The organism is Papillibacter cinnamivorans DSM 12816, from assembly GCF_900176335.1.
Lineage (GTDB): Bacteria > Bacillota > Clostridia > Oscillospirales > Oscillospiraceae > Papillibacter > Papillibacter cinnamivorans.
In genome coordinates, this window is the sequence record NZ_FWXW01000001.1 from 88,772 (window position 1) to 108,931 (window position 20,160).

The 20,160-nt window shown below is 52.0% G+C and carries 24 protein-coding genes and 1 tRNA gene; 17 read left to right on the forward strand and 8 right to left on the reverse strand.

The genetic code is table 11. The features are described 5' to 3' along the window. The first annotated feature begins 10 nt into the window (after window positions 1–10). From B9A13_RS00435 to fliY, 7 genes are all read left to right on the forward strand, one after another. Window positions 11–865 carry a flagellar hook-basal body complex protein gene (locus tag B9A13_RS00435; RefSeq protein WP_084233073.1) on the forward strand — a complete coding sequence of 285 codons (855 nt, stop codon included), beginning with the start codon at window positions 11–13 and terminating at the stop codon, window positions 863–865. A gap of 115 nt (window positions 866–980) precedes the next feature. After that, entirely contained in the window at window positions 981–1,181 is a 201-nt protein-coding gene (locus B9A13_RS00440; protein WP_084233074.1) for a flagellar FlbD family protein, read from the forward strand. 84 nt (window positions 1,182–1,265) lie between these two features. Then, window positions 1,266–2,084, forward strand: coding sequence for a motility protein A (locus B9A13_RS00445; protein WP_084233075.1), 819 nt, complete (start codon window positions 1,266–1,268; stop codon window positions 2,082–2,084). Beyond that, complete coding sequence (locus tag B9A13_RS00450; protein WP_084233076.1) at window positions 2,059–2,820, forward strand: OmpA/MotB family protein; 762 nt, start codon at window positions 2,059–2,061, stop codon at window positions 2,818–2,820. The genes B9A13_RS00445 and B9A13_RS00450 overlap by 26 nt, the downstream gene beginning before the upstream one ends. Before the next feature lie 37 nt (window positions 2,821–2,857). Continuing rightward, window positions 2,858–3,277 (forward strand): flagellar basal body-associated FliL family protein, encoded by a 420-nt coding sequence (locus B9A13_RS00455; protein WP_084233077.1) that lies wholly within the window; start codon window positions 2,858–2,860, stop codon window positions 3,275–3,277. A 45-nt stretch (window positions 3,278–3,322) separates the two neighbouring features. Next, a complete protein-coding gene (fliM, locus tag B9A13_RS00460) occupies window positions 3,323–4,318 on the forward strand; it encodes a flagellar motor switch protein FliM (RefSeq protein ID WP_159447974.1) in 996 nt (331 codons plus the stop codon). Continuing rightward, window positions 4,311–5,561: a flagellar motor switch phosphatase FliY gene (gene fliY, locus B9A13_RS00465; RefSeq protein WP_084233079.1), complete on the forward strand. Its 1,251-nt coding sequence runs from the start codon at window positions 4,311–4,313 to the stop codon at window positions 5,559–5,561. Before fliM ends, fliY begins: the two co-directional genes overlap by 8 nt. Window positions 5,562–5,862: 301 nt before the next feature. Here the strand turns inward: fliY and B9A13_RS00470 are convergent, their stop codons facing one another. After that, window positions 5,863–7,077 (reverse strand): EAL and HDOD domain-containing protein, encoded by a 1,215-nt coding sequence (locus B9A13_RS00470; RefSeq protein ID WP_084233080.1) that lies wholly within the window; start codon window positions 7,075–7,077, stop codon window positions 5,863–5,865. 277 nt (window positions 7,078–7,354) lie between these two features. Between B9A13_RS00470 and B9A13_RS00475 the strand changes: the two genes are divergently transcribed. The 4 genes from B9A13_RS00475 to B9A13_RS00490 all read left to right on the forward strand — a co-directional run bounded on the left by B9A13_RS00475 (window position 7,355) and on the right by B9A13_RS00490 (window position 11,873). Beyond that, window positions 7,355–8,170 (forward strand): CheR family methyltransferase, encoded by an 816-nt coding sequence (locus tag B9A13_RS00475; protein ID WP_084233081.1) that lies wholly within the window; start codon window positions 7,355–7,357, stop codon window positions 8,168–8,170. Between the two features lie 5 nt (window positions 8,171–8,175). Next, window positions 8,176–9,198 (forward strand): protein-glutamate methylesterase/protein-glutamine glutaminase, encoded by a 1,023-nt coding sequence (locus tag B9A13_RS00480; RefSeq protein WP_143806822.1) that lies wholly within the window; start codon window positions 8,176–8,178, stop codon window positions 9,196–9,198. Window positions 9,199–9,379: 181 nt separating this feature from the next. Beyond that, window positions 9,380–9,874, forward strand: coding sequence for a chemotaxis protein CheW (locus B9A13_RS00485; RefSeq protein WP_084233082.1), 495 nt, complete (start codon window positions 9,380–9,382; stop codon window positions 9,872–9,874). Window positions 9,875–9,902: 28 nt separating this feature from the next. After that, window positions 9,903–11,873, forward strand: coding sequence for a methyl-accepting chemotaxis protein (locus B9A13_RS00490; protein ID WP_084233083.1), 1,971 nt, complete (start codon window positions 9,903–9,905; stop codon window positions 11,871–11,873). A gap of 243 nt (window positions 11,874–12,116) precedes the next feature. Here B9A13_RS00490 and B9A13_RS14355 read toward each other — a convergent pair whose 3' ends face one another. The 3 genes from B9A13_RS14355 to B9A13_RS00505 all read right to left on the reverse strand — a co-directional run bounded on the left by B9A13_RS14355 (window position 12,117) and on the right by B9A13_RS00505 (window position 13,688). Next, on the reverse strand, window positions 12,117–12,251 hold the full coding sequence (locus B9A13_RS14355; protein WP_341456010.1) for a universal stress protein: 135 nt from the start codon (window positions 12,249–12,251) through the stop codon (window positions 12,117–12,119). A gap of 3 nt (window positions 12,252–12,254) precedes the next feature. Next, window positions 12,255–12,506 carry a universal stress protein gene (locus B9A13_RS14360; RefSeq protein WP_084233085.1) on the reverse strand — a complete coding sequence of 84 codons (252 nt, stop codon included), beginning with the start codon at window positions 12,504–12,506 and terminating at the stop codon, window positions 12,255–12,257. A gap of 78 nt (window positions 12,507–12,584) precedes the next feature. Then, the gene (locus tag B9A13_RS00505; protein WP_143806823.1) at window positions 12,585–13,688 is read right to left on the reverse strand and encodes an Ig-like domain-containing protein; all 1,104 of its coding nucleotides are present in this window, start codon (window positions 13,686–13,688) and stop codon (window positions 12,585–12,587) included. A 281-nt stretch (window positions 13,689–13,969) separates the two neighbouring features. Here B9A13_RS00505 and B9A13_RS00510 point away from each other — a divergent pair, with 281 nt between their 5' ends. The 5 genes from B9A13_RS00510 to B9A13_RS00530 all read left to right on the forward strand — a co-directional run bounded on the left by B9A13_RS00510 (window position 13,970) and on the right by B9A13_RS00530 (window position 17,025). Next, complete coding sequence (locus B9A13_RS00510; protein WP_084233087.1) at window positions 13,970–14,302, forward strand: cupin domain-containing protein; 333 nt, start codon at window positions 13,970–13,972, stop codon at window positions 14,300–14,302. Between the two features lie 135 nt (window positions 14,303–14,437). Then, the gene (locus B9A13_RS00515; RefSeq protein WP_084233088.1) at window positions 14,438–14,623 is read left to right on the forward strand and encodes an SHOCT domain-containing protein; all 186 of its coding nucleotides are present in this window, start codon (window positions 14,438–14,440) and stop codon (window positions 14,621–14,623) included. A gap of 21 nt (window positions 14,624–14,644) precedes the next feature. Beyond that, window positions 14,645–14,929, forward strand: coding sequence for an SHOCT domain-containing protein (locus tag B9A13_RS00520; RefSeq protein WP_084233089.1), 285 nt, complete (start codon window positions 14,645–14,647; stop codon window positions 14,927–14,929). A gap of 57 nt (window positions 14,930–14,986) precedes the next feature. Then, a complete protein-coding gene (locus B9A13_RS00525) occupies window positions 14,987–15,673 on the forward strand; it encodes a response regulator transcription factor (protein ID WP_084233090.1) in 687 nt (228 codons plus the stop codon). Beyond that, window positions 15,670–17,025, forward strand: coding sequence for a sensor histidine kinase (locus B9A13_RS00530; protein WP_084233091.1), 1,356 nt, complete (start codon window positions 15,670–15,672; stop codon window positions 17,023–17,025). Before B9A13_RS00525 ends, B9A13_RS00530 begins: the two co-directional genes overlap by 4 nt. Before the next feature lie 192 nt (window positions 17,026–17,217). Here B9A13_RS00530 and B9A13_RS00535 read toward each other — a convergent pair whose 3' ends face one another. From B9A13_RS00535 to B9A13_RS00550, 4 genes are all read right to left on the reverse strand, one after another. After that, on the reverse strand, window positions 17,218–17,664 hold the full coding sequence (locus B9A13_RS00535) for a hypothetical protein (protein ID WP_143806824.1): 447 nt from the start codon (window positions 17,662–17,664) through the stop codon (window positions 17,218–17,220). Window positions 17,665–18,194: 530 nt separating this feature from the next. Beyond that, window positions 18,195–18,659 carry a WapI family immunity protein gene (locus tag B9A13_RS00540; protein WP_084233093.1) on the reverse strand — a complete coding sequence of 155 codons (465 nt, stop codon included), beginning with the start codon at window positions 18,657–18,659 and terminating at the stop codon, window positions 18,195–18,197. 30 nt (window positions 18,660–18,689) lie between these two features. Further along, window positions 18,690–19,313, reverse strand: a complete 624-nt coding sequence (locus B9A13_RS00545; protein ID WP_084233094.1) for a hypothetical protein — start codon at window positions 19,311–19,313, stop codon at window positions 18,690–18,692. A gap of 114 nt (window positions 19,314–19,427) precedes the next feature. Beyond that, window positions 19,428–19,503: transfer RNA gene (locus tag B9A13_RS00550), tRNA-Ala, on the reverse strand. Between the two features lie 228 nt (window positions 19,504–19,731). Between B9A13_RS00550 and B9A13_RS00555 the strand changes: the two genes are divergently transcribed. Next, window positions 19,732–20,148 (forward strand): Mini-ribonuclease 3, encoded by a 417-nt coding sequence (locus tag B9A13_RS00555; RefSeq protein WP_084233095.1) that lies wholly within the window; start codon window positions 19,732–19,734, stop codon window positions 20,146–20,148. The last annotated feature ends 12 nt before the right edge of the window (window positions 20,149–20,160 follow it).

The following is a 20,160-nucleotide window of genomic DNA, read 5'->3' on the forward strand; positions in this document are numbered from 1 at the left end:
GATATGCACTATGATGCGTTCCCTTTTTTCCGCGGTATCCGGTCTGAAAAATCATCAGACGGCCATGGATATCATCGGAAACAATATCTCCAATGTCAATACCACCGCCTTTAAGGCAAGCAGTGTGATTTTTACCGATATCTACAGCCAGACCATCAGCACCGCCACCGCTCCCTCCGCCACAACGGGCGGCTCCAACGCCCAGCAGGTGGGGCTTGGCATGTCCATTTCGGCGGTCAAGACCAACATGACCGAGGGCAGTACCCAGACCACCGACGGCAACCTGGATTTTTCCGTCACCGGGGAAGGGTATTTCATCATCCGCGGTTCCGACGGGAAGGATTACTATACCCGCAACGGAAGCTTCAAAGCCGACTCCGACGGCTATCTTGTGACCGACGAGGGAGAATTCGTGCTCGGCTACCTGAGCAACGATCCCAACGTGACGAACTACACTCAGACCCTCGCCAATCTTTCCACGATTCAGATGACAGGCGCTTCCAATACTTACATCGATTATGCCATTGATTCAAACGGCCTGATCACGGCGTACGATCCCGCCACGGACGCCACCGTCACCATCGGAAGACTGGTGCTCGCCACCTTCTCAAACGCTTCAGGCCTTGAAAAGGAAGGCGGCAGCCAGTACGCCGAATCCGCCAATTCCGGCACTCCCACGCTGGATTACGCCAACGAAGATTTTGCCGGCTCCCTTGCGGTGGGAAGCCTGGAAATGTCCAATGTAAACCTGGCCACCGAGCTCACCAACATGATCATCATGCAAAGAGGATTCCAGGCGAATTCCAGAGTGATCACCACCTCCGACACCATGCTGGAGGAACTGGTCAATCTGAAGCGCTCGTAAATGCGTCGTACCTTGATCTGCTGCACGGGCCATGAAGAGTCTGCTGCGGGACGTTAAGCGTCCCGCAGCAGACCCGGACGGCGCCGTACCGTACGATTTCAATTTTGGAGGCGTTATGATAAAGCTTACCAGGATCAACCAGGTGGAGCAGTTCTGGCTCAATGAGGACAAGATTGAGTACATGGAGGAAAACCACGATACGATCCTGTCTCTGGAGGGCGGGAAAAAACTCACCGTCGCCGAATCGGCGGAGGAAGTCGTAAACCGGATCGTGGAACACAAACGAAGGATTTATGTCCAATACCTTCCGCGTTGAATTGCTGTCAGGAGCGCCAGGGAACCGGTTTCGTTCCGGAAATAATGGGGTCCTACCTGTGGATATATTGAGGCGATAGGAATTATGTCAACTATAATCGGGATTCTGTCCGGTCTTGCCTGTGTGGTAATCAGCTTTTATATCGGCGGCGGTTCCATCGGCGCGTATATCAACGCTCCTTCGGTTTTTATAACGGTTGGAGGAGTTGTATGCGCCACCATCGCCTCTTTTCCGATAAAAAGGCTGAAAGACGCCATACAGGCGGTGAAAAACGCCTTTAAAAAGGAGACGGATGACGCCAGCGCCGACGTGGAATTTCTCATCGGCATGGCCAACACCGCGAGAAAAGAGGGGATCCTGGCGCTGGAAAACTATGCCCAGGAGATCGAGGATCCTTTCCTGAAAAAGGGCATCATGCTCATCGTGGACGGTTCGGATCCGGAGCTCATCAAAGGCATCATGGAAACCGAGCTGGATTTCATCAAGGAGCGCCATTCGGACAATCGGGCGGTCCTGGACGCCATGGCGGCCTATTCCCCCGCCTTCGGTATGATCGGGACCCTGATCGGCCTCATCAATATGCTCAAGAATCTTTCGGATATGGATACTCTGGGACCCCAGATGGCCCTAGCGCTGATTACTACCTTTTACGGTTCCATGCTGGCAAACCTGGTTTTCAATCCGCTTTCCAAAAAGCTAAAGGCCATAGGCAGCAGGGAATACCTGCGCAAAGAGATGATCCTGGAAGGTCTTTTGTCCATTCAGGACGGGGAAAACCCCAGGATCATCCGGGAAAAACTCAACGCGTTCCTGTCCCGTGCCCAGCTGAAGGAACCCCAGGTTTCTCTGGGCGCCGGCGAGAAGGGAGGCGCGGAACATGTCCAGGAACAGGAGAGCGCATGACGAGGAAGGCAGCGGCTATAACTGGATGGATACCTACGGCGATCTTGTGACCAATCTCCTCTGTTTTTTCGTTCTGCTGTATTCCTTTTCTTCCATTGACAACAACAAGTGGCAGGCCCTGGTGGGAAGTTTTACCGGAGGCAGCACCAGGGTGGTGGAGACCTTCACCGAGCAGACGGTGCGGGAGGATCCCATCCATGTGGAGGGGATCGTCAGCACCGACGAGGATTCCAAAGATACGCTCAACGTAAAGGATGAAAACAAAGACGAATTTGACGCGCTGTATTACGCCATAAAAACCTATGTGGAGGATAACGACTGGGAGGCGGAAATTCTTGTTGCCAAACAGGATGATTCGATTCTGGTCCGCTTCCAGGATGTCGTTCTCTTTGATTCCGGGAAAGCGTACATCCGGGAAGACGGAAAAGATGTGCTGGACCATATTTTTCAGCTCATCGGCAACAATCTCTCCGCCGTTCGCATGGTGCGGATAGAGGGACATACCGACAACGTGCCCATCCATACCTCGGAGTTCAAGAATAACTGGGAACTGTCCATGGGAAGGTCCAACGCGGTTTTGGAATACTTCATTCAGTCCGGCTGGATAAGCATGGACAAGCTTTCCGCCGCGGCCTACGGCGAATATCAGCCTGTGGACAGTAACAGCACCCCGGAGGGAAGGGCTGCAAACCGGCGTGTGGATTTTGTGATCGAAAAGCTGATATCGCAGAGCTGAAAGAGCGGTTTTCGCCCAATAAAGGAGAGAATCGGATTTGAAGAAAAAAATCATCATAATAGCGGCCGTGGTGCTGATCGCGGCCGGCGCGGCATTTTATTTGTTTATTCTAAAACCGTCTTCCGAAAAAAACGTAGATGAAAAACCGGCTTTGGAAGATCTCTATTCCTATCCCCTGGAGGATTCCTTCATCACAAACGTGAAGGACAGCAACAAGCTGTTTAAGTCCACCATCGTTCTGATGCTCAGCAGCGAAAAAGTTTCCAAAGAGCTGGCAGATAAGGAGTACGTCATTCGGGACACCATTCTCTTTCAGCTGAGAAACCTCACCGAGGACGATCTCCGAAGCGATGACATCCAGGACAAGCTTCGCTCTCAGTTGTCCGGCGATCTGAATGCCGCGCTGGGGATCGACAGTATCGTCACGGTATATTTCAACGATTTTGTGATGCAGTGATATTTTTCTGTGCCGATCTGCTTTTGGGCGAAGGGAGAGATACGATTGAGCGATATATTATCACAGTCTGAAATCGACAGGCTTATCAGCGAACTGGCCGCGGGCGACGGAGCAAAATGCCTTGCCGCCGACGAGGAGGACTCGCTTTCCGTTAAGCCTTACGATTTCAGGCTGGCAAACCGGTTTCCCAAAGAGCAGATCCGCACCATCAATATCGTGATGCAGAATTTTGTCCAGCTCCTTGCCAGCTATTTTACCACCGCGCTTCATTCCACCAGCGAGATCGAGCTTCTGTCCATCGAGGAACTGACTTTCTATGAGTTCAACAATGCTCTTCCGTCGCCTCTTGTCCTGGCGGTTGTCAGCTCTCCTCCCCTGGAAGGTTCCATTTTGTTTCATCTTTCTCCGGAGATAGCGGACTGCGTCGTCAGCAGGCTCTTCGGCGGAAACGGTACGAACAATTCCCAGGCGAAGAAAGCCTTCACTGAAATCGAGCTTGCCATCATTGAGCGTGTGATCCGTCAGATGCTGGTTTTCTTCGATGAGGCCTGGGCAAAGGTGATAAAATTCAGATCCCGGCTGGAACGGATTGAGACCAGCAGCCAGTTTGCCCAGATCGTGGATATCAACGAACCCGTAGCGGTGATTACCCTCAATGTGACCATGGGGACGGTAAGCGGAGTGATCAGCATCTGCCTTCCCCATATGGCCATAGAGCCTGTGGCAAAACAGCTCAACGCCCGTCTCTGGTATTCCGGTACGAAGGGCAAGAAGGTCGTTCCCGCCGCGGAAGATATCGAAGACAAGATATATGGCACGCCCGTGGAAATCCATGCGTTTTTCAACGATACTTCCGCTTCGGCAAAAGATATTGCCTGTCTTCAGGTGGGCGATGTGATTCAGCTGGAGCACAAGCTGAATGAGCCCCTTACGGTCAAGGTGCAGAACATTCCGAAATTTCATGCTTTCATAGGTACGAAGGGGCTCAAATACGCGGTCAGAGTAACGGACGTGATAAAGGGGGTTGAGGAGGATGAGTAATCTATCGCAGGAAGAGATCGATGCGATGTTAAACGGAACGGTTCCTCCGGTAAAAGACAATACGGCGGATGCCGGCGGGCAGGCTGCAGCCTCCGCCGCGGAAGAAAGTTTTCGTCCCGATCCTGAGGACCGGGCGACGGATGCGGACGTGCTGGATGAAGAAATGCTGCTTTTGGATAAAAGCGCCCAGTATCTGACCTCTGAGGAAATTGATGTCCTGGGAGAGGTGGGGAACATCTGCATGGGCGCCGCCGCCACCACCATGTACACCCTTCTCGGCCACAGGACCACAATTACGACGCCTAAGGTCTGCGTATACACAGCGGAGGAAGTCCTCTCGATCTATCAGTCTCCCTTTGTGGTGGCAACGGTGGAATACAGCAAGGCGATGACGGGAAAAAATCTCCTGATTTTAAAGGAGCGCGATTCCATTCTCATCACCGATCTACTTATGGGAGGCTCCGGCGGTAGCAGCCTGGATGATGTCCAGCTGGATGAGATCCACCTGAGCGCCATGGGCGAAATCATGAATCAGATGATCGGCTCCTCCGCCACCTCTCTTTCCAACATGCTGGGCAAACCCATCGATATTACGCCTCCAAAAGCCGTGCGCATCAGCGTCGGAGCGGATGTCAAGGATTTGCTGGGCGATTCGGACCTTGTGATCAAGGTCAGCTTCGATATGGAAATCGAGGGGGTCTTAAAGAGTAAGCTGATGCAGATCATGCCCATAGAAGTCGGTAAGCAGTTGTCCGCCGCTCTTATGAGGCCGGAAACGGAACCGGAGAAAAGCCCGGTTTCGCAACGCAAAAGTGAGGAAACCAAAATGAACATACCCGCCGACAAGCCGCCGGAAGAAAAGGAAGGCGCCAGCTCCGCCGGCAGGAAGCCGTCTGCCCGGGAAGAACCCGCCCGTCCCGTCCGGGTCACACCCTGTTCCTTTCAGTCCTTCGACGAAGGGGGAAGCGATTCCAAGGCTTCCTTCAGCTCCTCCATCGATCTCATCAGCGATATCCCGCTTCAGGTTTCCGTCGAACTGGGAAAGACGAAGAAGAGCATCAGCGATATTCTCAATATGGGAATCGGCTCCGTCATTGTCCTGGACAAGATGGCTGGGGAGCTGGTGGAAGTTGTGGTAAACGGGAAACGGGTTGCCCGGGGAGAAGTGGTCGTGATCGACGAAAATTACGGAGTCCGGATTACGGATATCATCATGAACCGCGATCGCGTTTATCCGCAGTAAGAAAACATAAAAAGTCCCATCGTCCTTTTCGCCATCGGTGAAAAGCTTTTTGGGATTTCGCGGTGCGTTCCGTGACCGAAATTCAAAAAAAGATGAAATCCCAATGCCTTGCGGGAATTCACTTTCCGCAAGGCATACTTTTCGCGCCTTCGCAAAGGCGCGAACTTTCTCCCGTTTCCGTCGGAAAACAGAGTTTTTCGACGGTCTCAAAAAACCCGGGCAGCTGTTCGCTGCCCGGGTTTTTTCGGTCTCTTTTTCCGCCGCGGTTTTCTCCTTGCGTCAAGCCGCAACTATAGGTCTCTTAGTACCGCAGGATGTCCGCCGCCCACAGGACCGCCTCCATATAGAGCTTGTACAGCTCCTTGGGAGAAATATTGTTCTCGGAGGCGGTATCAATGGCGTCCGCCCAGTTTCCTTTTTCGTAATTTTTAATGATGCTCAGAAGTTCGGCATACTTCCCGCTGCCCGTGGTCAGCGCTTGGGCCACCTTTTCCGGCATCTTTGTTTTTTCCACGATTTCTTCCATCGGGGTGTCTGACATAACGTCGATTAAGGAAAACAGTCCCAGAAGAAACAGGTCTTCCTTCGCTTTTTTATTCCGGATGATCGGTGCCAAAGATTCAAGGAAATGACCCCTGATCAGGGAAATCCGCATCAGCTCTTCCGGTTTTTCTTCCTTCATCGTATTGACCGCGAACAATGTGACGTATTTCTTGATGCTGTTGAGTCCCAGGATCGCAAGGGCGTGGTGGATGCTCTTTATGTTGTATTTCATTCCGTAATAGGCCGAGTTCACAAGTCTCAGGATCCGGTAGGAGAGAACGGTGTCGTTTTTAATGATGGCGGCGAGCTTCTTATAGTCCACCAGAGGGTCCATCGCGCAACGCATCATCTGAAGCTGGTTGATCTGTACGGGCTGAATCGATTTTCTCTCCATAATCACCGGTTTGCTGAAGAAATAACCCTGAAACAAGGTAAACCCCATCTCCTTCGAGACGGAAAAGATTTCCTGTGTCTCCACCTTTTCCGCCAGCAGCCGGATGTTGCCGTATTCGGACAGAAGCTTGACGTCTTTTTTGATTTCCTCTTCTTTGCGATTGAGAAAATCAATTTTAACGATGTCCACGAGTTCCAGAAACGGCCGGTATTCCTCCGAAAAGACAAAATCGTCCAGCGAAAGCATATAACCCTGTTTTTTCAGTTTTCTGCAGGCTTTTACGACATCCTTGACGGGAAGGATTCCCTCCAGGATTTCCACAACAAGATGGCTCCTGGGTAAAATGATTGCAGCTTCGTTGAGAAGGAGCGTCTCGGTGAAATTAATGAAGGCCAGCCGGTTGTCCGTAAGGGTTTTTATGCCGTCGTCCAGCCCGTGCATGATGGTTTCCATGGAAGCCATGTCGGGATCGCTGCCGTCGTAGGCAGCGCTCTTCTCGCTGGAACGGTAAAGCAGTTCATAGCCGATTACGTTCAGTTTGACGTCGAATATGGGTTGTCTTGCCAAAAACGCGGACATATGGGCAACCACAGCCTTTCGACAAAAAAATAGCCATTCGATTTAATTCAAAATGGCAGTATTATCGATATAGTACTAATTGCCAGTATATATCAATTATGAACAGATTTCAATATAAAAGCGAAATGTTGCCGATCGGCATTAAAAACCGCGAATCGGTACGGCCTGTTAAGTGATTCGAAAAAAATCCCGATATAAATCATAACGGCGGAATTTGCGCTGTGGCGCGGCAGGATTTCCGCCCTCCTTGCGCGATCTTGATATTGAGGGATGGAATATGACGGATATTACAGAAAAGGAATACGAACATCTCACGGGCTATATTTTCTCAAATTTCGGCATCAAGCTGGGCGCCGGAAAAAAGACCCTGGTGCTGGGCAGGCTTCAGAGCATCCTTCAGCAGTACGGCTTCGGAACCTTCTCGGAATACTACGCCTATGTCACCTCCGACAAAACCGGCCGGGCCGTCTCGGAGCTGGTGGACAGGATAACGACGAACCACACCTTTTTCATGCGCGAACCGGATCATTTCTTTTATTTCCGGGATTATGTCCTGCCGCAGCTGGCAAGGTCGGTCCCGGAAAAGGACCTGCGCATCTGGAGCGCCGGCTGCTCCTCCGGTGAGGAGGCGTATACCCTCGCCATGATTATTCAGGACTTTTTCGGCAGCGAAAAACCTATGTGGGATGCCAAGATACTTGCCACCGATATTTCCAGCAAGGTGCTGGACGCCGCCAAAAAAGGGGAGTACAAGACAAAAAGCCTGGAAGCCCTCCCGGCTGCCTGGAAGTCCAATTTCGTTAAAAAGGACCAGGAGAAGAGCGAGATTACGGACAAACTGAAAAACGAAGTGATCTTCCGGTATTTCAATCTCATGAACGAATATTTTCCTTTCCGGAAAAAGTTTCACGTCATTTTCTGCCGGAATGTGATGATCTATTTCGATATGGCTACTAAAACCGCGCTTGTCAACCGGTTCTACGATTCCCTGGAAGCCGGGGGCTACCTCTTTATCGGGCACTCGGAATCCATCGGCAGGGAGGAGACGCAGTTTCAGTATGTGATGCCCGCAATTTATCGGAAGGGGTTGTGATAAGGATGGATAAAAAAATCAGGGTTCTGGTTGTGGACGACTCTCTGATGTACCGCGAGTTTCTGCGCAGGAAGCTCTCTGCGGATCCCGGCGTCGAGGTGGTTGCCACCGCCGTGGACCCCTATGACGCCCGCGACAAGATCGTGGAATTCATGCCGGACGTGATGACGCTGGACGTGGAAATGCCCAAGATGAACGGGATCGAATTTCTTCGGAAGCTCATGCCTCAGTATCCCCTCCCCGTAATCGTGCTCAGCGGCGCCAACGCCAGTGTTTTCGACGCTCTGAACGCCGGCGCCGTGGACTTTGTCGCCAAAACGGATATGAACCCCGGAGGCGGCCTTGATCATTTTGTAAACGATCTGATCCTGAAAATCAAAACGGCGTCCACGGCCAACCTGTCCCAGTGGGGGAAGCCCGCGCTGAAAACCGTCTCCGGCGGCAGGCCTTTCCGGAAAAACAAAATCATCGCCATCGGAGCTTCCACCGGCGGAACGGAGGCGCTCCTGTCGGTTCTGAAAGCCCTTCCTGGGGACATGCCGGGGATCGTCGTGGTTCAGCATATGCCCCCCGTTTTTACGAAGCTCTTCGCCCAGAGGCTGGACAACACCGTTGCGCTTCACGTGAAGGAAGCCCAGACGGGTGACGCGGTTGTGCAGGGAAGCGTCCTCATCGCGCCGGGCAATAATCACATGGTGCTTGAGCGCTCCGGCAGCGGTTACCGGGTCAGATGCTTCGAGGGGGAAAAGGTGAACGGGCATTGTCCCTCCGCGGACGTACTCTTTCACTCGGTGGCCCAGACGGCGAAGGGTGACGCCCTGGGTGTGATTCTCACCGGAATGGGCGGAGACGGAGCCAAGGGGCTTCTGGAAATGCGGGTGAACGGCGCGCGCACCATCGGCCAGGATGAGAAATCCTGCGTCGTATACGGCATGCCAAAGGTCGCCTTTCAGTTGGGCGCGGTGGAAAAACAGGCCTCTCTGGGAGACATTCCGGAGGAGATTTGCTCTTTGCTTGCCGAACAGTAATCGTTTGTCTGTCACATTTTCCTGATTAAGCACAGGAATACTTACTGATATCTGTTAATAAAAACCGGAAATCGTTCGATATACATAATACCCGCCGATTTTCCGGACAACTGCGCGCTGTCCGATTGCCGCGGAATATACCTCTTGCCTGCGTGCAACGAGGATGGGAGGAGATGCAGATATGGTAAAAACGCAGGAAGAAATCCTGGAACTGGAGGAAGACACCCAAAAAGGAAAATTCCTGACCTTTTCCCTTGGGAAGGAAGTCTACGCCATCGAAATCAAATTCGTCACCGAAATCATCGGGATCCAGCCGATCACCGAGGTGCCGGAACTGCCCAACTATGTAAAGGGGATCATCAATCTCAGGGGAAAGATCATACCGGTCATCGACATCCGCCTGCGGTTTAAAAAACCTCCCGCGGACTATACGGACCGAACCTGCATCATTGTCGTGGAGATGAAGGATGTCTCCATCGGGCTGATTGTGGACAACGTGTCCGAAGTTCTTTCCATCGCGGACGATGACATTGTGCCTCCGCCGGAAATCAGCCAGGGGACTGAAAACAGGTATCTCAAGGCCATCGGAAAGGTGGAAGGTGAGGTCAAGCTGATTCTGGAATGCGTAAAACTGATGAACGACAACGAAATGGAGGCAATCGGCCAGATTGCCTGATATAAAACGATAAGGCAGGAGTGTTAATATGGGACCGTCCAGAAGAGACAATATTATTCTTTATCAGCAGCAGGAAATCCATCGGCTGGAACGGAATCTTGAAAAACTCGCAGCGGGGGAGACGGATCTGGATCTGAACGTCGCTGCGGGTAACGAGGCGTCCGCGGCTTACAGGGAGACCTTCCTGAAAGCCAACCAAAGCATTGAAAAGATTGCGAAGCAAATCGGCGGGCTGGAAAAGGACACGGAGAGCCTTTCCTCCAATATCCGGGAGGGCAATCTGGAGTTCCGCATCGATACGTCCGGGTATTCCGGCCGGTACGCCAAAATGGGCGGCGATATCAACGCCGCCGTGGAAGCGGTGGCCGATCCCTTCGCCGGTGCCGGCCATATCCTGGAACTCATGGCCGTCAACGACTACACCGTTTCCATGGACAACCGGTACAAGGGCGCTTTTGCCTCCTTCGCCACAGCCCTCAACACCGTGCAGGAGAGAATGGCGGCCGTCATCAACATTATCACGGAGGTCTCCGACGGCAATCTGCACCAGATTGAGCGAGTCCGTCAGATCGGCAGGAGATCGGCCAACGATAATCTGGTTCCCTCTATCCTGCGTATGATGGAAGCGGTTCAGTCCATCGTAGATTCCACCGAAAGGTTCTCCAAAGCCGCCTCGGAAGGCAATCTGGGTGCCCGGGAGAACCCGGATGCGTTCGCGGGTGAATACGGCAATATTATCCGCGGCCTCAATAAGACCATGGATGCCATGTCGACTCCCATCAAGGAGGTCATCGACGTAATGTCCCAGATGTGCCAGGGAAATCTCAAATACAAGATGAAAGGCGTTTATCTGGGAGAATTCGGCGAACTGGAAAGCTCCGTCAACACTCTTGTGGAAACGCTCAATCACGTCATCGCGGAGATTGGCAGCACCCTTTCGGAAATATCCCACGGGAATCTCAATCTGCAGACGGTTCGGGAGTTCAAGGGAGATTTCAATCTCATTTCCGAGTCTATGAATACCATCATCGCTTCCCTCAATGAAACCTTCCGGGAAATCAATACCGCAGCGGAGCAGGTTTCCGCCGGCGCCGGTCAGATTTCCGAATCCAGCCAGATTCTCTCCCGTGGTTCCGAGGAGCAGGCCAGCTCCGTGGAGGAGGTTACAGCCTCCATCACAGAGATGTCCGCCCAGGTCAAGCAGACCGCCGCCAACGCCGTCCAGGCGGACAAGCTCAGCCAGACGGCCAAGGACGACGCGGTCAAGGGCAACCAGCAGATGAAGGAAATGGTCCAGGCCATGCACGACATCAACGAGGCCTCCAACAACATTTCAAAGATCATCAAGGTGATTGACGATATCGCCTTCCAGACCAACATCCTGGCCCTCAATGCAGCTGTGGAAGCCGCCCGCGCCGGGCAGTACGGCAAGGGCTTCGCCGTGGTGGCCGAGGAAGTCAAGAACCTGGCTCAGCAGAGCGCCGGCGCCGCCAAAGAGACCACCACCATGATAGAAGGCTCCATTGAGAAGGTCGCCGCCGGAACGAAGATCGCCAACAGCACCGAGGTCGCTCTCAACGAGATCGTGGACAGCATCACAAAAACCGCCGAACTGGTGGGTCAGATTGCCTCCGCTTCCAATGAGCAGGCTCTGGCCATCTCCCAGGTCAATCAGGCTGTGGAGCAGGTATCCCAGGTGATCCAGACCAACTCCGCCACCGCCGAGGAAAGCGCTTCCGCCAGCGAGGAGCTCTCCGGCCAGGCGGATATGCTCAAGCAGACGGTAAACAAGGTGAAGCTCCGCGAAATCATGGAGACGCATTTTGCCAGCCTCGACAGTCTCAGTCCCGACCTCATCCGCGCCATCCAGGAAATGATCGACAAAAAGGCCAGGCTGCCCGAAAACAAAGGCAGGGACGCGGGCCCTGAGAAAAAAGTCCGCATGCCCGCGGGTAAACCGATGATCTCGCTGGACGACGGGGAATTCGGCAAATACTGATTCCGCTTTGCCGTTTTTCCTGCGCCTCGCGTCGTCGGATCTATACCGGCCGCCGGATTTCCGGCGGCCGGATTTTTCTTCGGTTCGTTATATCAGTTCTTATTTGCTGAAATCGCCCTTTGCATCAGGAAAAAAGGATACCCCCTGGAATCGAATCGTCTCAGGGGGTATCCTTATAAGGTATCTTTATTAATCGCTCTTTGCGTCTGCATCAATCGGGGAAGGGGCGTTCCTTTCTGGATCCTACTTTACGACAATAACGGGGCAGGTCGCTTCCGCCAGGACACGCTGGGTCACGCTGCCGAGGATGGCTCCCGCCATCGGACTGTGCCCCCGGGATCCCATTACCACAAGCCCGATGTCCTTGTCGCTTTCAATTTCTTACAGGATCGCGGTCGCGGGATATCCCCTTACGGTTTTCTTTTTGACCGGCACCTGACCGCAGTCGACGCCTTCCGTTCCGGCTGAAAACAGGCTTTTATCCTTCTCCAGTTTATACGGGTTGGTTCCTTCCGTCCTGCTGTAGGCCATGGGGAGTTCAAATACATGTATAATTTCAATCTCTGAATGAAACAGCTTTGCCAGCTTGACTGCAAAGGACAATGCATGTCTGGAGCGGTATTCGTGCAACATTTACAATTGTGCGAATCCGCGCCTTACTTATATTGTATAATATGCCTTTTTATCCTCCATCTTTGCGTATCCGTTCCGCTATGAAACCGCCGTTTTGTATTCTTCGGCATTCAAACGGTACAGGATGCTTTGTCCCAGCGCTTTCGGATGCGGGTTTCGCGTCAGGCGCCCCCAGAGATCGGTGGGGTAGAAATAGGTGACCGCGCCCATGTCACCCTCTTCCGCGTACGCCTGAAAGGCGGTGTAGACGTCCGCTACCGAATAACCCAGCCCCGTATCTGCGTAAATCACGTCGTTGATTCCGCTCCCGGCGTTGAACAGAAAGCTTTCCACCGTATCTCTCATCGCCGCGTCGGAAGGATTGTAGGGGTTATACAGGCTGTTTACGAGAATTGCGGCGTCCGGGTTGAGCGCCTTGATCCGTTTTATTATCTTCGGGAACTGCGTCTGAAAATCCGCCCGACCCAGTTCCGCCCTGGCGATATCGATGGAATTGAAATCATATACTCCCAATGCCGAACCGTCTGCGCAGGCCTGCATCAGATTGTTTCCGCCGATGCTCACGGTGATCACGTCCGCGTCCATCACGGACTGCACCAGCCGGGAGCCGTCGACCTGCAGCCAATTCAGAAGATCGCCCGTGGTGTCCCCGTCCTCGCAGAAATTTTCCGCAGTTACGTTGCCGGACCCGTATTCCGTTTCCAGGTACTGCGAAAAATAAGTGACGTAGGTTTCGATCCTTTTTCCGGGATATATGGTCCCCGTTCCGATTGAATCTCCCAGCGCCGTATAACGAAGCGTTTTTTGCTCTTCCACGGCAACGGTGATGACGGCGCTGTCGCTCCCGCCCCTGCCGTCGGACACATGGACCGTAAAGGAGTCGCTGCCGGTTGCGTTTGGTTTGGGTGTGTATGTAACGGAAATGGAGCCGATTCCGGGTAGGACCGAAACCCAGCCTTTTGCAGGAGCATCCGCATACCATCTCAGATTGTCGCCGTCCGCGTCCGCCGCCGCCAGGATGACGCTGCCCTGCGTGCCTTCCCGAAGGGTAAGCGTCTGGGTCGAAGCGTCGATTCGCGGCGGGTGGTTTACAGGGGACTCCGCCGAAACCGCAAAGGAGGCCGCGGACAGCGCTATTGCCGCCGCCAGCAGGAAAACAAAATACTTCCTGACTTTTTTCACGCCGCATTTCCTCCTTTGCTCCAATTTCCGATTTTGCAAGTATTATATCACCCTCATTGCATGAAATCCAATGAACAAAATGCGGCTTTCCAAACCGTTTACTTCCGCAGGGTTTTCAGGCATCCCGGCGTGCAGCGCGTGTTTTCGGCGGGAAATCCTGCATTTGACGCAAAGCGCCATTTGCTTTCTTCCGCTGTCGCTGTTATGATAGGCTTTGAGTAAAAAACCGTGCCGCCGCCGGCTCTTTTTCCGGCTGCCGCACATCTGAAAAGGGGTTAATCATGAATCAGATCTATTTCGACCACTCCAGCGTAAAAACCGCGCAGCTTGCCGGCGGTATCGTCCGGAAAGTGCTGGCCTATTCCGACACCGTAATGACCACCTACTGGGAGGTCCCCCTGGAGGCCTCCATTCCCATGCACGCCCATCCCCACGAGCAGATGAGCATCGTCATCTCCGGAAAAGCCGAATATACGGTGGGGGATAAGGTCTATCCCATGAACCCCGGCGACAGCATCGTGATGCCCCCTAACGTGCCCCACTGCGTCAAGGTTCTGGAGCCTCTGGTCGCCATCGACGTTTTCTCCCCGATCCGGGAGGATTTTCTGAAATAGATCCGGCTTACCGGACGGTTCTTGCCAGATTAAAAACACCGAAACGAATTGTTTTCGGTGTTTTTTTGCTGCCATAATTGTGCCATATTTCCGGCCGATAATAAAATCATAAATCAGACCTGGGAGGCGAAAATTATGTTATTGATACCACTGGGTGTTATCCTGGCAATCCTTTACTTTGCTAATAGACCGGGGCGCTCCTACAGCTACGCCTACGCAACTTGCTCAGATGCCGAGGAGACACTGAGAAGGCGGTTTGTCAGCGGAGAAATCGATGAGGAAACTTACAGAAGACTGCGCATTACGATAAAAAGCAAATAATAACAAGGAGGTATTTTTGAAATGCTGTTAAGAGGAACCGGCGTTCTCAGCCGCTGTTTTGAAGGCGGGGCCGGATACATGGGCGGCTACATGCACGGTGGCGGGGGCTTTCTGATGATTCTCGGCGCTCTTGCCCTCATCGCGCTCATCGTCATAGCCGTCGTAACGCTGGTCAAGCAGGCCCGCAGGCGTCATGAAGGCGGTCACACGGACAGCAGCCTGGAGCTGCTTAACGATCGCTATGTGAAAGGCGAAATCACGGAAGAAGAGTACGTCAGAATGAAAAAAGTCATAAAGGAAAAATGATACTCCGGCCATTGTGGCCGAAGGCTGTGGGAAGTATAATATAACAGGGTGATAGGAATGGGATACAACGTACTGATCGTTGAAGACCAGGAGGAGATCAGAAGCGTCGTTTCAAAATACCTTGAAAACGAAGGGTACAAGACCTTTGCTGCAAAAGACGGTTTTGAAGCGCTGGAAATCTTCAACCGAGAGAAAATTCATCTCACTCTGCTGGACGTCATGATGCCGGGGATCGACGGGTTCGACGTGCTCCGTGAAATCAGGAAAATATCGGATGTCCCGGTCATCATGCTCACGGCCAGAACCGAGGAAATCGATCGCTTGAAGGGCTTCGACATAGGCGCTGACGACTATGTTGTCAAGCCCTTCAGCGTTAAGGAAGTCGTAAAGCGGGTCAACACCGTCATTCGGCGGACTTACCGCGGCTCGGAAGAGATTGTCTATCGGTTCGAGGATTTTAGTCTTCACACCAAAAGCATGAAGCTCTATAAAGGAGACTCGGAAATTCCCATCACCGCGGCGGAATTTGTGCTTCTTCAGGCTTTCTTCAGATACCGGGGCCAGGTCCTCTCCCGGGAACAGCTGATCCGTCTTGCCTACGGGTATGACTACGAGGGCTACGACCGGAATATCGACAGCTCGATCAAGCGGCTTCGGCAGAAGATCGAAAGCGATCCGAAAAATCCCCGGATTCTATTAACGAAATATGGAGCCGGTTATGTTCTGGGAGGTGAGCGGCATTGACAATCAGACGTCAGTGGCTTTTCGTTCTGGCTTTGACCGCCCTGATCGCCGTATCCGTCAATTCCCTGATTCTGTCCTCGCTGATTAACCGGTATTTTCTTTCCTACAACACCGACATATATAATTACCATATCGGTCAGCTTCAGCAGCTGGCGAAAAACGCGCTCATCGACCAAAGCCTTACCGGGCCTCAGCTTTCCGTCCAATTGGAATCCCATCTGGACGATCCCATCATCGCCATCAGGCTCTACGATGCCGGCGGGGAACTGGCCGCCAGCGCCGAGGCCGCCGGCAACAGATACGGCATGATGGGCGGCATGATACGCAAAAGCTCCGAAGAGATCGACAGCTTTGAGATAACCGACGGCGGCACGGTCATCGGTATGCTTCTCATCACAAGATACAGCGCCCTGAACAATTCCCTGGTTTCTACGATGTTCAAAGCGGCCCTCATCCGAAACAGCGTCGTATCCTTCGCGATCGTTATGATCGTGCTGCTGATTTTCGGCTTGTTCACCAGCCGACGGCTGAGCCGGGATCTGACTAACACCGCCGCCCAGGCGCTGAGTATTGATATGGGAGATACAACGGATTTCAAGCCGTCAAAAATAAGGGAGATCCGTGTCATCCAGTCAAGCCTCGAAGCTCTTCACAAGAGGCTGAAAATTAAGCAGATGGGGCGCAAGAGAATCGTCGATGAGCTTGTGCACCAGACGAGGACCCCTCTGACCATCCTGAAAACCCATTTGGAAGGACTGGAAGACGGCGTTATCAATATGTCGGCCGATGAAATAAAAGTATGCCAGTCACAGGTGGACGGCATCTCAGCCATTATTTCCAGCATGAGCATGCTCATAGACGCCGATCAGCCGGCAGAAGAGGTGCGTACGGAGGAGATCGATCTTCATGCGCTTCTCAGCCAGATCGTCGGCGGCATGAGAGTGCAGTTTGAAAAGAAAAAGATTCTCATGCAGCTGACCGGCAATCAAAAATTGACGGTTACATCCGATAGATACAAACTCAGCCAATCCGTCTACAATCTTTTGACCAACGCGTATAAATTCACCGGGCCCGGCGGTACCGTCGAGCTTTCCTGCGAAAAAACAGGCAATGGCATAGAGATCTCGGTCCGGGATACCGGGATCGGGATTGCAAAGGAAGACCTTCCTCATCTGTTTGACGCTTATTTCAGAGGCCGGAATTCCTCCGCGGGGCAGGGGGACGGCCTGGGTCTTTTCATCGCGAAGGAAAATCTGGCTCAGATCGGCGCTTCCATCCGCGTAGAGTCCGAACCCGGCTCCGGAAGCAGATTCACCATTACGATTCCGGACGGGTTAAGCGGTCAGGAATGAGAACCCACGCTCGTCTTTTTAAGCCTCCTACCATGTTCCTTCAAAACGAAAGCTCATAGCAAAACAACCAAATTTTAATGTTTGGGTGTTTTGTGCTCCGTGGTCTGTTCTATTTATGAAAGCGCCGATATAGAAAACACCTTCGACCTGCCGGAGTCCTCCAGAAGGAATGAACGACGGAAGAAATGGATATCAGTTGAAATGAAGTTGCACCAGAGATAAGGCTCCGGCTGTCGAAACGGTCTGCAGGCTGTGCCCGATCTCCTGATTATGCGCGGATGTTCCGATAGGAGCGTTTGCTTCCTGATACATTTTTCCTTCTTCAGCGCTGCTGACGCCGCACCAGAACCCGGTTGAAGACGTCTGGTCGGACGCCAGAAGGACCTGCGCTTTTCCGTAAGTCACCACTTTAACCTTTTGTCCCACATCGATTCCGGTTTCATATATAACGCCGATTGGAACGACAGATCCGGCGGGGGCGGTTGAAACTCCTCCCTGTACGGTTTTGGATGCAACCACGATGGTTCCTTTCACGCTTGACGAACCGGTAGCGTTTATAAATACCTCGTAAGTCCCGCCATCTGTTGTTATTCCTATTTGCGCATTGCCAAAAACGATTTTCAGTAATTTTAACGACACATTTTTTCACCGTCCTCACAGTACGATTGCTGTTTTGGAAGCGCTGCGCTATCCTATTATATGTTTCGAAGTCGCGATGTTGCGGACATCGTACCGGCCGCCTGTCCATCCTTCCTCTTTCTGCGCCTTCGGCGGGTCGGGCTGGAAGCATAAAACCGGAACGCAGCGCAGAATTTCCATAGGCGGAATTCATTTCCGCCGTAAAATGTTTAAATCGGAGCGGAGGCAGCTTTGCTGCCGAAGCCCACAAAAAAAGAAGGACAGGTTTCGCCAGTCCCTCCAACCCCGCCTCCGGCGGGGCGCGCCGAGCGGCGCGTAAATTCGCAGCGCAGCGCAGAATTTCCATAGGTGGAATTCATTTCCGCCGTAAAATGTTTAAATCGGAGCGAAGGCAGTTTTACTGCCGAAGCCCACAAAAAAGAAGGACAAGCAAAGCTTGTCCTTCTTTTTTGTGTATTTAGAGTACGAGATTGATATAATTCAATTTTCCCTTTTTTTGGGGGTGCAAAATCGCCGAGGGGGGTGCATGGTTATTTTCCCTTAATACCTTTATCATCTCCGAATATTTCAGCCACCCTTTTCAGGGCAAAAATAGCAGCGGGTATTTGAGTTTGGTCTGTGCGAAGTTCGAAAATGAGAAAAGTTTGAATGTCTGGTCTACTTTGAAAGCGTCCGTTAATCACGACATGACCTTTTCTATTAAACGTACACTTCAAGTCGAGTTCATGCTCGGTATTATCTAAATAGATCTCTCCCTCCAGCTTATTATAGCATTGCTGCAGTTCCTGCATGAACCTATATAGCTCACCTGTTGTAAAATAATGAGTCGCGTTATCAACACTATATTCGCCAGCTTTAATGGTTAACTGCCCTTTTGCTCCGTAGCCGCCGCCGTAGCTTGTTTCATTGGGATAACCCCAGACTTCTTCAATTGTAAGCTCAATATAACAATCATTACCTTCCAATTTGAACGCAAGCATCGGAAGCGGAAGCATATTGTTCACCACCCTCGAAAATAACTACAATCACAGATTATCTAAATAACATTCAAAATATGGGCGTTCTCTATAAATGTCATTGTCATCAACGGGATTTTCACCAAGAGGATTAAAGGAATCCGCATAATATGACTTAACCTCTCCTGTTTTTGATATATAGCTATGATTAATTATCTCAACAATATCATCAACTGAATACCCTTTAGGCATATCGAAGAATTCCGTTAGAAATGTAGTCCCGAAGGTAAATGACTTCCCGTCTTTCATTTTTGCTACAAACCCTGTCCAACTCATAAGAGCTTCTCCGTGTATCTTATACAGGGTGGAGATAGGGAAGGCATACTTACTTTTCTCGACTTTTGCAATGTCATAAGCATTAACGCAGTTTCCTTTGGTAACGAACGTCTTTACAGTATCATAGTACCCGTGTTTTGCGTCTTTGAAGATGCTTTTTCCGGTTTGCTCATCTTTGAAACGCCTTATTGCATGTTCAACAATTATCTTGGAGTTTCGAAAGATGATACAAGGTAAATACGTTCCGTCTACTAAATATATGGCAGCTCTATAGCCGATGCCATAAGATTGATTCGGCAACGGCTCTGAATTTTCTTTTAGAAATTTGATTATCGCTTCTTCGCACATCTGTTCCATTGTTGGTCGCCACCCTTACCAATGCAATTACTTAGGTTTATTATAACATTTTTTAACAATAAGAGCCAACCTTTTTCAGGTTGGCCCTATTGTATCAATTTCGGTTGATAGATTTGGTGGAGACGATCGGGATCGAACCGACTACCTCTTGAATGCCATTCAAGCGCTCTCCCAGGTGAGCTACGCCCCCGAGTGTCTGTCCGGCGTGCAATTCCTGCCGAACAAGTGGTATTTTAACATAGGGGGCGCGGCTTGTCAATATGGCGATTTTGCAATTTAGCCAAAAATCCTTTCTTCCTCCGCGGTACGGATCCTGTGTCTTCATAGTATGTCCCGAAGGCGGAAGAATAGGGGGTGTTCGGAGGAGCCCGGCTGTAGTATACTGTTTTTGTAAACTGATATGAGAAGAGGAATCCCATTGACCGATTATCTGGATCTCCGGCTGAACGAGGACGCCGTCCGTTCCATCAGCACCCTGGGCCTTGCCTATCTGGGTGACGCCGTTTTTGAGCTCATGGTGCGCTCCCGCCTCTGTCTGGAGGGGAAGGCTACCTCGGGTAAGCTTCATAAAGCCGCGGTCTCCCGGGTGAGCGCTCCGGCCCAGGCCGCCGCCGCGCGCCGCCTCCTGCCCCTCTTGAGCGAGGAGGAACAGGCCGTCTTCCGCCGCGGCAGAAACGCCAACGTCCATGCGGTTCCCAAAAACGCCAGCCGCGAGGACTACCAGACGGCCACCGCCCTGGAAACCCTGTTCGGCTGGCTCTACCTTCACGGCCGCAGGGGCCGTCTGAATGAGCTCTTTGAAAATATCCTGAGGGACGAAGAAGCGGGGAAGTGAACTCCAGCCCTC

Coding starts and splice junctions, on each gene's coding strand:
- B9A13_RS00435 (WP_084233073.1), top strand. CDS start 11: ATGATGCGTTCCCTTTTTTCCGCGGTATCCGGTCTGAAAAATCATCAG.
- B9A13_RS00510 (WP_084233087.1), top strand. CDS start 13,970: ATGAATCAGATCTATTTCGACCACTCCAGCGTAAAAACCGCGCAGCTT.
- B9A13_RS00515 (WP_084233088.1), top strand. CDS start 14,438: ATGTTATTGATACCACTGGGTGTTATCCTGGCAATCCTTTACTTTGCT.
- B9A13_RS14360 (WP_084233085.1), bottom strand. CDS start 12,506: ATGTTGCACGAATACCGCTCCAGACATGCATTGTCCTTTGCAGTCAAG.
- B9A13_RS00440 (WP_084233074.1), top strand. CDS start 981: ATGATAAAGCTTACCAGGATCAACCAGGTGGAGCAGTTCTGGCTCAAT.
- B9A13_RS00475 (WP_084233081.1), top strand. CDS start 7,355: ATGACGGATATTACAGAAAAGGAATACGAACATCTCACGGGCTATATT.
- B9A13_RS00485 (WP_084233082.1), top strand. CDS start 9,380: ATGGTAAAAACGCAGGAAGAAATCCTGGAACTGGAGGAAGACACCCAA.
- B9A13_RS00450 (WP_084233076.1), top strand. CDS start 2,059: ATGTCCAGGAACAGGAGAGCGCATGACGAGGAAGGCAGCGGCTATAAC.
- B9A13_RS00540 (WP_084233093.1), bottom strand. CDS start 18,659: ATGCTTCCGCTTCCGATGCTTGCGTTCAAATTGGAAGGTAATGATTGT.
- fliY (WP_084233079.1), top strand. CDS start 4,311: ATGAGTAATCTATCGCAGGAAGAGATCGATGCGATGTTAAACGGAACG.
- B9A13_RS00520 (WP_084233089.1), top strand. CDS start 14,645: ATGCTGTTAAGAGGAACCGGCGTTCTCAGCCGCTGTTTTGAAGGCGGG.
- B9A13_RS00525 (WP_084233090.1), top strand. CDS start 14,987: ATGGGATACAACGTACTGATCGTTGAAGACCAGGAGGAGATCAGAAGC.
- B9A13_RS00545 (WP_084233094.1), bottom strand. CDS start 19,313: ATGGAACAGATGTGCGAAGAAGCGATAATCAAATTTCTAAAAGAAAAT.
- B9A13_RS00445 (WP_084233075.1), top strand. CDS start 1,266: ATGTCAACTATAATCGGGATTCTGTCCGGTCTTGCCTGTGTGGTAATC.
- B9A13_RS00480 (WP_143806822.1), top strand. CDS start 8,176: ATGGATAAAAAAATCAGGGTTCTGGTTGTGGACGACTCTCTGATGTAC.
- B9A13_RS00470 (WP_084233080.1), bottom strand. CDS start 7,077: ATGTCCGCGTTTTTGGCAAGACAACCCATATTCGACGTCAAACTGAAC.
- B9A13_RS00490 (WP_084233083.1), top strand. CDS start 9,903: ATGGGACCGTCCAGAAGAGACAATATTATTCTTTATCAGCAGCAGGAA.